Here is an 11,578-nt window from a genome sequence, read left to right as displayed (position 1 = left end):
ACCCTATAAAGGAATAAGAGTATTCTTTCTTATTCCTTTTTAAATAACCCCAGTTCTTCTATAACTGTCTGCACTGTACAGCCGCCAACAGCTGGCCAACTGTCTGCAGCGCAGCACCCCATCAACAGCAAGCCCCAACAGCCTCGACGATTGCTCAAGCAAAGTCCCCCGCTCAATTGACCTGGAGACTCGCCCATGAGCAACCCGCTCGACAACGCTGCCCTGGCCGGCGGTATTGCCCGCCCCGCTCGCTCCTCGGCCCTTGGCATTGCCCGCGAGCTGGCTGAGCAGTTTGCTCAAACCGCAGTCGAGCGCGACGAACGCGGCGGCACGCCCAAGCGCGAGCGTGACGCCCTGCGCAGCAGTGGCCTGCTCGCGCTGACCATCCCCACCGCCTATGGCGGCCAGGGCGCCAACTGGCGCGAAACGCTCGAAGTGGTGCGCGAATTCGCCCGGGTCGATAGCTCGATTGCCCATGTGTTCGGTTTTCATCACTTGATGCTGGCCACCGTGCGCCTGTTCTCGCGGTCCGAGCAATGGCAACCATGGTTCGAGCAGACGGCGCGCAAGCATTGGTTCTGGGGTAACGCCCTCAACCCTCTGGACACCCGCACCGTGGTCAAGCACTTCGACGGCTGGTGCGAGTTCTCCGGGCAAAAGAGCTTCTGCTCCGGCGCCAGCGATTCAGAGATGCTGATCGCCTCGGCCGTGGACGAACGTGCCGGCGGCAAGCTATTGATCGCGGCCATCCCCAGCGCCCGCACCGGCATCAGCCTGCACAACGACTGGAACAACATTGGCCAACGCCAGACCGACAGCGGCAGCGCCACCTTCGAACGGGTGCGGGTCGAGCAGGACGAACTACTGCTCGATCCAGGCCCGCTGAGCACGCCATTCGCCGCCTTGCGCCCGCTGATCGCTCAGTTGCACTTCGCCAACCTGTTCCTCGGCATCGCCGAAGGCGCCTTTGCCGAAGCGCGCCAGTACAGCCTCAAGGAAAGCCGCCCCTGGTTCCGCTCCAGCGCGGCACAGGTCAGCGAAGACCCTTATGTGCTGCGTCATTACGGCGAGTTCTGGGTGGGCCTGGAAAGCGTGCGTTTGCTGATCGAGCGCGCCGCCGACCAGCTCGATGCTGCCTGGCAGCAGGAGCATGGGTTGAGTGCAGAGCAACGCGGCGACCTCGCGCTGGCCATCGGCACGGCCAAGGTCGCGGCAACCCGCCACGGCCTGGATATCTGCAACCGCCTGTTCGAAGTCACCGGTGCCCGCGCCACCCATGCCTCACTGCGCTTCGACCGGCATTGGCGCAACCTGCGCACGCAAACCCTGCACGACCCCGTGGATTACCGCATCCACGAGCTCGGCGAGTGGGCCCTCAACGGCAAGCGCCCTGTCCCGTCCTTCTATTCCTAAAGGCACGCCCATGCAATTGCTCACCCTCCCTCCGTCACCTTCACTGGCCACCTCGATCCGGGCGACTGCGCAGGTCTTCGAAGACCCCCGTTCGCAGGCGCTGCTGGCCCACCTGCAACAGGTTGCGCCAAGTGAGGCCAGCGTGCTGATCATCGGCGAGACCGGCACGGGCAAGGAGCTGGTGGCGCGCCATATCCACGACCTCAGCGGGCGTCGCAACGGGCCGTTCATCGCGGTCAACTGCGGGGCGTTTTCCGAGTCGCTGGTCGAGGCCGAGTTGTTCGGCCACGAGAAAGGCGCCTTTACCGGCGCGCTCGCCGCCAAGGCCGGCTGGTTCGAGGAAGCCAACGGCGGCACGCTGTTTCTCGACGAGATAGGCGACCTGCCCTTGCCGATTCAGGTCAAGCTGCTGCGCGTGTTGCAGGAGCGCGAGGTGGTCAGGCTAGGCTCGCGCAAGAGCATCCCGATCAATGTGCGGGTGCTGGCAGCGACCAACGTGCAGCTGGAAAAAGCCATCAATGCCGGGCATTTTCGCGAAGACCTGTACTACCGCCTGAGCGTAGTGACGCTGTCGCTGCACCCGCTACGTGATCGCCCCGGCGATATCATGCCGCTGGTGCGCCATTTCATCCGCCGCTACAGCGAGCGCTTGGGTTATGGCCCGGTCGAGCTCAGCCCACGCGCGCAGGCCAAGCTGGTCGAATACAGCTGGCCGGGCAATATTCGCGAGCTGGAAAACGTCATCCATCACAGCCTGCTGACCTGCGGCAACGGTGAAATCCAGGCGCAGGATCTGCGCATGTCCAACCTGCGCCTGGAGCGCCAGGAGGATGCCGCCGCCAGCCATGGTGGTTCGGCAGAAGAGCTGCTGGAGCAGGCGTTCAGCCGGCTGTTTGAGGAGCACTCCGGTGAGTTGTTCGAGAAAGTCGAGAACGCCCTGCTGCGTTCGGCGTATCACTTCTGTCACTACAACCAGGTGCATACCGCGCAGTTGCTGGGGCTGTCGCGCAATGTCACGCGCACCCGCTTGATCGCGATTGGCGAACTGGTGGTGAACAAGCGCCGCAATCAGGAGGAAAGCGTGCATAGCCGTGTGGTGGGTTTGTCCATCTGACCTGCAGCCCGGCTCGCCAGGCTGCAGCCAGGGTCAGTCTGGGCTGACCCGCCCGAGTGAACGACAGACCTTGGCCAGCAGCTCGCCAATCTGGAACGGCTTGATCAGCATATCCATGCCCGAGCCGAGAAACGCCTGCCGATCCAGCGCGGTTTCGGCGTAGCCGGTCATGAACAGCACCGGTAAGCCTGGCCGATAAACCCGGGCCATATCAGCCAGCTCGCGACCGCTGATGCCTGGCAGACCGACATCGGTGAGCAGCAGTTCGATACTGCTGTCGTTGCGCAGATGGTCCAGCGCCTGCTCGATGGTTTCCGCCAAGGTATAGCGGTAGCCGGCGTCAGCCATCACCTCAGCCACCGACAGGCGTACCGAAGCCATGTCCTCGACGATCAGCACATGCTCACCTGCGCCTCTTTGATCAACGTGCGCAACCAGTGCTTCACTAACCGCCTCGCGATTGCTCGCAGGCAGCAGCAAGGTCACTTCTGTGCCCTGTCCCTGCACGCTGCGCAACGCGACATGCCCACCAGACTGACGAGCGAAGCCGTAGATGGTCGACAGACCAAGGCCGGTGCCCTGCCCCAAAGGTTTGGTGGTGAAGAATGGGTCGAAGACCTTCTCCAGCAGGTCCGGGGCGATACCACTGCCGTCATCGCGCACCGTCACGGCGATGTAAGCGCCATCCTGAAGATTGGGGTCGGCGCGGGCCACGACTGCTGAAGTAGTGACCCAGATATGCCCGCCTTTGATCAACGCATCGCGGGCGTTGATCACCAGGTTGAGCACGGCGCTTTCCAGTTGCACCGGGTCGACCAGCGCGGTCGCCGGGCACTCGCTCAGTTGCAACTGCAGATCGATGCGTTCACCGATGGTGCGGGTCAGCAGCTCTTGCAGCGAACGTACGCGCTCGTTGACGTCGACCGGGTGGGTATCCAGCGGCTGCTGCCGCGCGAAGGCCAGCAGACGATGAGTCAGCGAGGCCGCGCTCATCGCCGAGCTCAGCGCGGCATCGGCATAATGGGGGACTTTCTCGAGGCGGTTCTCGCCGACGCGTTTACGGATCAACTCCAGGCTGGTGATGATCCCGGTGAGCAGGTTGTTGAAGTCGTGGGCGATACCGCCAGTCAGGCTGCCCAGGGCGTCCATTTTCTGCAACTGCAGCAGCTGCGCCTCGGTGCGCGCGCGCTGGGCCATCTCGCGGGCCAGCTGAATGTTGGCATCGTCGAGCTTGGCCAGGTGCGAGCGCTCGCGATGGCGATGCTCGGTAACGTCTTCGACAAATACCAGGCACAGGCCCGGCGTGCGGTATGGCGACAACTGCCAGTCGGTGTCGCGCAACTGGCCTTTCACCGTCATGCCCAAGGTACCGCGCCAGCGCTCGCCGTCTGCCAGGTGCTGACGCAAGGCAGCCAGGGCCAGTTCCTGGCCCGGGGTGAAGCATTCCAGCAGCACTTCAGGCTGCTGATTATCCTGAATCAGCTGAGCGAATGCATGGTTGCACTCATGCACTTTGAACTGGGCATCCAGCACCGCAATCGGCGCCGACACGTTGCTGAAGATCTCGCGAAAACGCGCCTCGCTGTCACGCAGTGCACGCTCGGTGTCACGCACCCGCAGCAAGGTGCGCAGAGTCGCCTGCAGCACATCCGGGTCGACCGGGTGCACCAGGTAGGCATCGGCTCCGGCCTCAAGACCGGTAATGATGTCTCCGGTCAGGATCGACGCAGCCGAGACATGGATCACCGGCAGCAGCGCTGTCTCGGGATCGGCGCGCAACAGGCGTACGACATCGAAACCGCTCATGTCCGGCAGGTTCACATCCAGGATCAGCGCATCGATCTGTTCATTGCGGATCATCTCCAGGCCGTCGCCGCCAGTGCCTGCCTCGAGTACCTGATAGCCGTGCAGGGCCAGCCGCCGACGCAGCGCGTAGCGCGTGGTGGCGTTGTCGTCGACGATCAGCAGGCGGATCTCAGAGCTCATCGGCGCTCTCCTGGGCGATGGCAAGCGGGATGATTACAAAGAACGTCGAGCCGACCCCGGGTTCACTTTCTACGCCCACTTCTCCGCCCAACAGCGCAGCGAAGCGTTTACACAAGGACAGGCCCAAGCCAGTCCCGCGCAGGCGTTTCTGCAAAGGCGAGTCGACCTGGGCGAAATCTTCGAACAGGGCGCCGAGCAGTTCCGGGGCAATACCGATACCCGAATCACTGACGGCAAAGCGGACGCGGTCAGTACCGTGCAGACGGGCCGACACGCGGATCTCGCCACGCAAGGTGAATTTCAGGGCGTTGGCAATGAAGTTGCGAAGGATCTGCGCCAGCTTCTTGTCATCGGTATACAGCTGCGGCAAGCCCTGCGGTTCTTCGAAGATCAGGTCGACCGCGCCCATGTCGACGATCGGCCGGAACATCCCGCGCAAGGCGGCGAACAGGTCGAGCATATCGAACCAGGCTGGCGAGATATTGATCCGCCCGGCCTCGATCTTGGCCAGGTCGAGCAAGTCGTCGACCATGTCGCTGAGCTCGCGGGTTGCCGAGCTGATAAATCCCACCTGCAACTGCTGTTCTTTGCTCAGCGGCCCGTCGATTTCGTCAGCGAGCAGGCTGGTGATGCTCAGGATCGAGCCCAGCGGCGTGCGGAATTCGTGGCTCATGTAGGCCAGGAAGCGGCTCTTGAGGTCGGATGCCTGGCGCAATTGCTCAGCCTGCACGTCCAGCTCGGCATATAGTGCGAGCACGCCCTGATTGGTCTCTTCAAGCTCATCGCGCAACGCTTCGTTGTCGGCTTGCAAGCGGCTGATGAGGGCGGCCTGCTCGGCCGAACCGGGAATCTGTTCAGGCATAAGCAGCCTCCAGGTCAATGACCAATACGGTGACATCATCACGACCGCGGCAAAAATCCCGGTGCAGAACCCCAGCGATGATCGCCGGGTGGCGCGGGGCCAGGCCCGGATAGGCTTGCAGGTTCCAACGCGATTGCAGCCCGTCGCTGTACATGATCAACAGATTTCCCTGTACCTGAGCGTAGTTAAACACCTGACCCTTGCGGTATTGACCGCCGACGATGCCGGGATACGAGGTCAGCCCGCGCGGACGTTCGCCGCCTACCAGCGTCGCACCGATGTTGCCGATACCGATAAAGGCCAGGTTGTCCGCTGCAGCGTCATACTGGGCAATCGCCGCCGCGCCGCCGCGGGTGCCGCCCATGGCGTTGTGCATTTCGGCGAGCAACTGTTCGGGCTCGCTGAATGGGGTCCGAGCAAATTCCGTAGCGCCCGCCATGGCGGCAGAGGCAGCCTCGCTGCCATGACCGAGGCCATCGACCACCAGAGCACTCAGGCGCTGCTGATCGCGGGCGACATACCAGGTGTCGCCACAGGCTGGATCGTTATGCAAAGAATGCTGACTGACGCCGATGCGTACGTCGGCGCCCTTGACATCGCGACGATGCAAACGCGCCAGCACTGCCGCGCCGCGCTCGTCCGCATACACATCGAACACCTGCGCCTGGCGGCTGACCGCGCCAAGGCCGATGCCTTGGGTACCGGCTGTGGAATACCTGTCCGTCAGGCAGGCATGCACGTCAAAGCCAGGGCCTCGGTCGATGGCCAAGATCTCGAGTGCATGCGCCGCGCCATGCGGCAAAACACGCAGGTGCAGTTCGCCGCGTTCGGCATGCTTGAGCACATTGCTGGCAAGCTCAGTGGCAACCAGCGCCGCACGGCCTGCGTCGGCCTGATCAAAACCGTGGTCTTCGGCAAGCTTTTGCACGGTACGCCGGGCATGACCCACCTGGCTGCTGTCATCGAGCGTCAACACCTGGGTCAGGCTGGCGGCAAAAGTCATGTCCATCGAGTTATGGTCACCCGAGTGCCTTGCCCTGGGGCAGTATCCAACTCGAACTCGTCGACCAATCGGCGCGCTCCGGTAAGGCCCAGGCCCATGCCGTTGCCAGAGGTCCAGCCGTCGGTCAGGGCCAGCTTGGTATCGGGGATACCCGGGCCTTCGTCACGAAACACCAGACGCAGACCCACCCGGCCAAGGCCGTCGATGATCTCCCAGTCCATGTCGCCGCCACCGCCATACACCACGGTGTTACGCGCCAGCTCGCTGACGGCGGTGACCATCTTGGTCAGGTCGACCAGGCGCATGCCGCATTCGCTGGCCAGCTTGCGCGCCAGTTGACGCGCAAGCACCACATCCTGCTCGATGCGTACCGGATGACTGCCGCTATCGCGGACGTTCATGACTGGCCTACCCGCTGGCGCAGCAGGTGCATGCCGCGATCAACGTTCAGTGCCGTACTGACACCGGGCAAAGTCAGCCCCAGTTCAACCAGGGTGATGGCCACCGCAGGCTGCATGCCCACCAGCACCGTCTCGGCATCAAGAATGCGCGACAGGCCGGAAATGGTGGCGATCATGCGGCCGATGAACGAATCGACCATGTCCAGCGCCGAGATATCGATCAGCACACCGCGGGCGTTGGTCTGGTCGATGCGGCTGGTCAGGTCATCCTGCAGGCGCAGCGCCAGCTCGTCATGCATGTCTACCTGGATGGTCACCAGCAAAAACTGGCCCATCTGCAGGATCGGGATACGCTCCATCGTTTACGCCCGCTCGCCGATGTCGGTGCCCAGGCGCTTGAGCGCGAGTTTCAGTGCATCGGCCAGGTTCGATTTGGTGGTCAGGGTGCCCAGGTCCAGGCCCAGGTGCACGATGGTCTGGGCGATCTGCGGGCGCACGCCACTGATGATGCAATCAGCGCCCATCAGGCGGATTGCGGTGACGGTCTTGAGCAGGTGCTGAGCAACCAGTGTGTCCACGGTCGGCACGCCGGTGATGTCGATGATGGCGATTTCCGAACCGGTATCGACAATGCGCTGCAGCAGCGACTCCATGACGGTCTGGCTGCGGTGCGAGTCGAGTGTGCCGATCAATGGCAGCGCGAGCACGCCTTCCCATAGTTTGACCACTGGAGTGGACAGCTCGAGCAGCTCTTCCTGCTGGCGCTTGATCACTCCTTCACGGGTCTTTTGATAGGTGCGGATGGTGTGCAGGCCAAACGCATCGAACAGCTCGGAAATTTGCCACAGCTGTTCGGCAAGCTCGGCTGGCTGATCGCGGTACTGGGTTTGCAGCAGCGCAAACAGCGGGCCTTTCAGCGAAAAGATGAACGAGGCAGTCTGATGCGACTCCTGGCCGAGCTGGGCACGGCTGGCGGAGAGTTTGTCGAGGAAGCGGCGGGTTTCTTCCCAGCCCGCAGCCGCTGGGTTGTCACTGCCCTCATGGCGCAAGCCATCTACGATCAGTTGCAGAAACTCACGGGTTTGCTGACGCAGGTCGTGCTCTTTGACGTTACGCGAAGCGCCGCTGGCTTCAAGCGCTGTCTGCCAATCATTGAGCAACTTTGGCTGATTGCCGACGATCGCTTCCAGGGTGCTGCCTTGCAGTGCTGCCATATGCGGTTAACTCCGAAAACTTGCTGAGATGCCATCGATCATTCACTTCGCATTGAATGACATCCGCGGATATGAATAGTTGAGAAAAACTGCAATAAATCGCTCGCATGCCCGCTGCGCTGCAGCTAACTCTAGGTCATGTTTGCCATTCATGGGCCAGCACGCCATGCCGACAAGGCACTTGCCCTGAACGACACCGCCGTGGCATAGATCTATAGGTGAGCTTTTTAACAGAAACCGCGCATTCTAGGAGAGTTCTTTGTGAGCGACTCACAGTACGTACCGCCCAAGGTCTGGCACAACGAGCCCGCCAAGGCCGGCAAGTTCTCCAGCACCAACCGTCCGGTGGCAGGCGCCACCCACGAGCAGGCCTTGCCACAGGGCAAACAGCCGCTGCAGTTGTACTCGCTGGCGACGCCCAACGGCGTCAAGGTGACCATTCTCCTTGAAGAATTATTGGCACTCGGCCATAGCGGCGCCGAGTACGACGCCTGGCTGATCCGCATTGGCGAGGGCGAGCAATTTTCCAGCGGTTTTGTGGCGGTCAACCCCAACTCGAAGATCCCGGCACTGCTTGACTGCAGCCAACAGCCACCGGTGCGGGTGTTTGAATCGGGCTCGATCCTGCTGTATCTGGCAGAGAAGTTCGGTGAGCTGCTGCCGAGCGCCCCAGCCGCACGAACCGAGACACTCAACTGGCTGTTCTGGCAGATGGGCGCAGCACCCTACTTGGGCGGCGGCTTCGGCCACTTCTATGTGTATGCGCCGGAGAAGATCGAGTACGCCATCAACCGCTTCACCATGGAAGCCAAGCGCCAGCTGGATGTCCTTGAGCGGCGCCTGGCCGAAAGCCCTTATCTGGGCGGTGACGAGTACAGTATCGCCGACATCGCCGTATGGCCCTGGTACGGCCAGTTGGTGCGCGGCAACCTGTATGACGCGGCGCAGTTCCTCGCCGTCGAGGAATACCCCAACGTGCAACGCTGGGCCGAAGCAATTGCCCAGCGCCCGGCAGTACAACGCGGCACGCGGGTCAACCGCACCTGGGGCGATGAGGCCACGCAGGTTGCAGAGCGTCACTCTGCGCAAGACCTGGATTAACCAGTAACCCGTGCCGGGGCTGCGCCCCGGCCAGTTACGTTGAGGACGAAGCTGCTTCGCCCTCGACCTCTTCCTTGCGGCTGGCATAACGCTGGGCCAGCACTGCACAGACCATCAATTGAATTTGATGGAACAGCATCAACGGCAGGATCATCGCGCCGATCCCGCTACCGACGAACAGCACCTGCGCCATGGGCACACCGGTAGCCAGGCTTTTCTTCGAGCCAGCAAACAAAATGGTGATGCGGTCTTCGACACTGAAGCCGAGCGCTCGGCCGAGCACCCGCACGCCCAACAGCACTACCGCCAGCAGTATCCCGCACACGGCGAACAGGCCGGCCAGATGTTGTGGCGACACGGTGTGCCAGAGCCCGGTGACAACCGCTTCACTGAACGCGGTGTAGACCACCAGCAGAATCGAGCCCTGATCGACGATCTTCAGCCAGCGCGCGTTGCGCTTGACCCAGTCGCCGATCCAGCGCCGGGCGATCTGGCCGGCCACGAATGGCACCAACAACTGCAGGGTGATTTTCAGCACCGCGTCCAGGCCCGAGCCAGTATTGCCGTCGGCACCCAACAGCAGCATCACCAGCAGCGGGGTGAGGAAGATCCCCAACAAGCTCGAAGCCGCTGCGCTGCAGATCGCTGCCGGGACGTTGCCGCGCGCCAGCGAGGTAAAGGCGATTGCCGATTGCACCGTGGCCGGCAAGGCACACAAATAGAGCACGCCCAGGTACAGCTCGTTGCCTACCAACGGCACGAACAGCGGCTTGAACGCCAGCCCCAGCAGCGGAAACAGGACGAAGGTGCAGGAGAACACCAGCAGGTGAAGACGCCAGTGGCCAGCACCCTTGATGATTGCCTCGCGCGACAGCTTGGCCCCATGCAGGAAGAACAGCAGGCCGATAGCCAGGTTGGTCAACCAGCCGAACACCACTGCACCCTGGCCCGAGCACGGCAGCAGCGTAGCGATCAGCACCACGCCGAGCAGGGCCAGGGTGAAGTTGTCGAACAGCATGCGGAGGTACTTCATTACTCATTCCTTGTTGTCATCGTGCAGCGCACGACGATAAGGTCTGCGGCTTATCTGCGCTAACGCTGGAACGCCCGCCAATGTCGCGCAACGGACACCGCATACACTGAAGACAGGAATCCCATGCTCACTTCCCGCACACTTCTCACCCTGCTTGGCCTCACCTGCTCGCTGGCCAGTACGCACAGCCTTGCTGATGATCTGCAATCTCGGGTCGATGCCGTGGTCAAACCGTTGATGGAAAAACACGCGATCCCAGGCATGGCAGTTGCTGTGTTCGCCGATGGCCGAGAACATATCTTTACCTATGGCGAAGCTAACAAGGTCGACCACCAGCCGGTAAGCCGCGAGACCCTGTTTGAAGTCGGGTCGTTGAGCAAGACTTACACAGCGACACTGGTGGCGCTGGCCAGTGCCGAGGGTAAAGTCGATCTGGCCGCGCCAGCCAGCCGCTATCAACCTGCGCTGAGCAACACGGCCTTGGGCCAGGCCACCCTGCTGGAGCTGGGCGCGTATAGCGCCGACTGCCTGCCATTACAGTTCCCGGATGACGTCGAGAGCGACGCCCAGGCGCTGGTGTTCCTCCAGCAATGGCAACGCAAGGCTGCGCCAGGCACGCAGCGCTGCTATTCCAACCCCAGCCTCGGCTTGTTTGGCGACCTGGCAGCGCGCGCGCAGAAGCTGCCCTTCGCGAAGTTGATGGAAGAGTCGCTGCTGCCAAAGCTTGGCCTCAACCACACCTACCTGCAGGTGCCTGCCAGCGCACAAAGCCAGTACGCCCAGGGTTATGACGCGCAGCAGCGGCCAGTACGGGTCACGCCCGGCGCCTTCGCTGATGAGGCCTACGGCATCAAGACGACGATCGTCGACGCGCTGCGCTATGTGCGCGTGCAGGTACAGCCCGAGCAATTGACTGCACCACTCAAGCAAGCCATCGCCCTCACCCACCAAGGTTACTTTCAGGTGGGCCGCATGACTCAGGGCCTTGGTTGGGAGCGCTACCCTCATCCCGTGACTCTGCCCACACTACTCGCGGGCAACGGTGCCGGTATGGTCCGCGAGCCGCAGGCTGTAACCCGCTTGAGCCCGGCCAGCCCCGCCGACGCTAGCGCTTGGTACAACAAGACGGGGTCAACCAGTGGCTTCGGTGCCTACGTTGCATTTATCCCCAGCAAAGGCCTGGGTATCGCCCTGCTTGCCAACCGCAATTACCCCAATGAAGCCCGTGTCGAAGCGGCCTACCAGATCCTTTCCGGGCAGTGACTGATGGATTGTCGGACATTATGTAGTGAGGAAAAATATTCACTACAAAACTGTTGACGCCGTTGATCGGCGTTGGGCATGATTAAGCCGTCTCCCTGATCGGGAGCGGTGGCAAGGGTATTCCAGACGGCTTGCGCGGTAACGCAAGTCGTTCGTGGAGAGGGAACTGTCCAAAAGGCAGCATGTGA

General features: G+C 62.2%; 11 protein-coding genes. 4 read left to right on the top strand and 7 right to left on the bottom strand.

The window, feature by feature from the left end; translation table 11 throughout:
- Positions 1-195 precede the first annotated feature (195 nt).
- Together M2396_RS04405 and M2396_RS04400 are read left to right on the top strand one after the other, a co-directional pair.
- Positions 196-1,413, top strand: a complete 1,218-nt coding sequence (locus tag M2396_RS04405; protein WP_259073367.1) for an acyl-CoA dehydrogenase family protein — start codon at positions 196-198, stop codon at positions 1,411-1,413.
- A 10-nt stretch (positions 1,414-1,423) separates the two neighbouring features.
- On the top strand, positions 1,424-2,527 hold the full coding sequence (locus M2396_RS04400; RefSeq protein WP_101319906.1) for a sigma-54-dependent Fis family transcriptional regulator: 1,104 nt from the start codon (positions 1,424-1,426) through the stop codon (positions 2,525-2,527).
- Positions 2,528-2,560: 33 nt separating this feature from the next.
- On the opposite strand, the gene M2396_RS04395 is transcribed toward M2396_RS04400, so the two are convergent.
- The 6 genes from M2396_RS04395 to M2396_RS04370 are packed head-to-tail and all read right to left on the bottom strand — an operon-like array spanning position 2,561 to position 7,993.
- The gene (locus M2396_RS04395; RefSeq protein WP_259073365.1) at positions 2,561-4,513 is read right to left on the bottom strand and encodes a response regulator; all 1,953 of its coding nucleotides are present in this window, start codon (positions 4,511-4,513) and stop codon (positions 2,561-2,563) included.
- Positions 4,503-5,375 carry a sensor histidine kinase KdpD gene (locus M2396_RS04390; protein WP_150572414.1) on the bottom strand — a complete coding sequence of 291 codons (873 nt, stop codon included), beginning with the start codon at positions 5,373-5,375 and terminating at the stop codon, positions 4,503-4,505. Before M2396_RS04390 ends, M2396_RS04395 begins: the two co-directional genes overlap by 11 nt.
- Positions 5,368-6,384, bottom strand: coding sequence for an ATP-binding protein (locus M2396_RS04385; RefSeq protein WP_409035074.1), 1,017 nt, complete (start codon positions 6,382-6,384; stop codon positions 5,368-5,370). Before M2396_RS04385 ends, M2396_RS04390 begins: the two co-directional genes overlap by 8 nt.
- Positions 6,375-6,779 carry an anti-sigma regulatory factor gene (locus M2396_RS04380; RefSeq protein ID WP_188036106.1) on the bottom strand — a complete coding sequence of 135 codons (405 nt, stop codon included), beginning with the start codon at positions 6,777-6,779 and terminating at the stop codon, positions 6,375-6,377. The genes M2396_RS04385 and M2396_RS04380 overlap by 10 nt, the downstream gene beginning before the upstream one ends.
- The gene (locus tag M2396_RS04375) at positions 6,776-7,138 is read right to left on the bottom strand and encodes an STAS domain-containing protein (RefSeq protein WP_101319914.1); all 363 of its coding nucleotides are present in this window, start codon (positions 7,136-7,138) and stop codon (positions 6,776-6,778) included. Before M2396_RS04375 ends, M2396_RS04380 begins: the two co-directional genes overlap by 4 nt.
- A gap of 3 nt (positions 7,139-7,141) precedes the next feature.
- On the bottom strand, positions 7,142-7,993 hold the full coding sequence (locus M2396_RS04370) for an STAS domain-containing protein (RefSeq protein ID WP_188036107.1): 852 nt from the start codon (positions 7,991-7,993) through the stop codon (positions 7,142-7,144).
- Positions 7,994-8,254: 261 nt separating this feature from the next.
- Here M2396_RS04370 and yghU point away from each other — a divergent pair, with 261 nt between their 5' ends.
- Positions 8,255-9,094 carry a glutathione-dependent disulfide-bond oxidoreductase gene (gene yghU / locus M2396_RS04365; protein WP_259073361.1) on the top strand — a complete coding sequence of 280 codons (840 nt, stop codon included), beginning with the start codon at positions 8,255-8,257 and terminating at the stop codon, positions 9,092-9,094.
- A 34-nt stretch (positions 9,095-9,128) separates the two neighbouring features.
- Here yghU and M2396_RS04360 read toward each other — a convergent pair whose 3' ends face one another.
- Positions 9,129-10,127 (bottom strand): bile acid:sodium symporter family protein, encoded by a 999-nt coding sequence (locus M2396_RS04360; RefSeq protein WP_101319920.1) that lies wholly within the window; start codon positions 10,125-10,127, stop codon positions 9,129-9,131.
- Positions 10,128-10,250: 123 nt separating this feature from the next.
- On the opposite strand from M2396_RS04360, the gene ampC reads away from it, so the two are divergent.
- On the top strand, positions 10,251-11,390 hold the full coding sequence (gene ampC, locus M2396_RS04355; protein WP_259073358.1) for a class C beta-lactamase: 1,140 nt from the start codon (positions 10,251-10,253) through the stop codon (positions 11,388-11,390).
- The last annotated feature ends 188 nt before the right edge of the window (positions 11,391-11,578 follow it).

It is taken from the genome of Pseudomonas sp. BIGb0278, assembly GCF_024809895.1.
GTDB lineage: Bacteria > Pseudomonadota > Gammaproteobacteria > Pseudomonadales > Pseudomonadaceae > Aquipseudomonas > Aquipseudomonas shirazensis.
Note: the sequence above shows the minus strand (reverse complement) of the source record. Positions and strands in the feature narration are given on the sequence as shown.

Coding starts and splice junctions, on each gene's coding strand:
- M2396_RS04405 (WP_259073367.1), top strand. CDS start 196: ATGAGCAACCCGCTCGACAACGCTGCCCTGGCCGGCGGTATTGCCCGC.
- M2396_RS04400 (WP_101319906.1), top strand. CDS start 1,424: ATGCAATTGCTCACCCTCCCTCCGTCACCTTCACTGGCCACCTCGATC.
- M2396_RS04360 (WP_101319920.1), bottom strand. CDS start 10,127: ATGAAGTACCTCCGCATGCTGTTCGACAACTTCACCCTGGCCCTGCTC.
- M2396_RS04370 (WP_188036107.1), bottom strand. CDS start 7,993: ATGGCAGCACTGCAAGGCAGCACCCTGGAAGCGATCGTCGGCAATCAG.
- M2396_RS04390 (WP_150572414.1), bottom strand. CDS start 5,375: ATGCCTGAACAGATTCCCGGTTCGGCCGAGCAGGCCGCCCTCATCAGC.
- M2396_RS04380 (WP_188036106.1), bottom strand. CDS start 6,779: ATGAACGTCCGCGATAGCGGCAGTCATCCGGTACGCATCGAGCAGGAT.
- ampC (WP_259073358.1), top strand. CDS start 10,251: ATGCTCACTTCCCGCACACTTCTCACCCTGCTTGGCCTCACCTGCTCG.
- M2396_RS04395 (WP_259073365.1), bottom strand. CDS start 4,513: ATGAGCTCTGAGATCCGCCTGCTGATCGTCGACGACAACGCCACCACG.
- M2396_RS04375 (WP_101319914.1), bottom strand. CDS start 7,138: ATGGAGCGTATCCCGATCCTGCAGATGGGCCAGTTTTTGCTGGTGACC.
- M2396_RS04385 (WP_409035074.1), bottom strand. CDS start 6,384: ATGGACATGACTTTTGCCGCCAGCCTGACCCAGGTGTTGACGCTCGAT.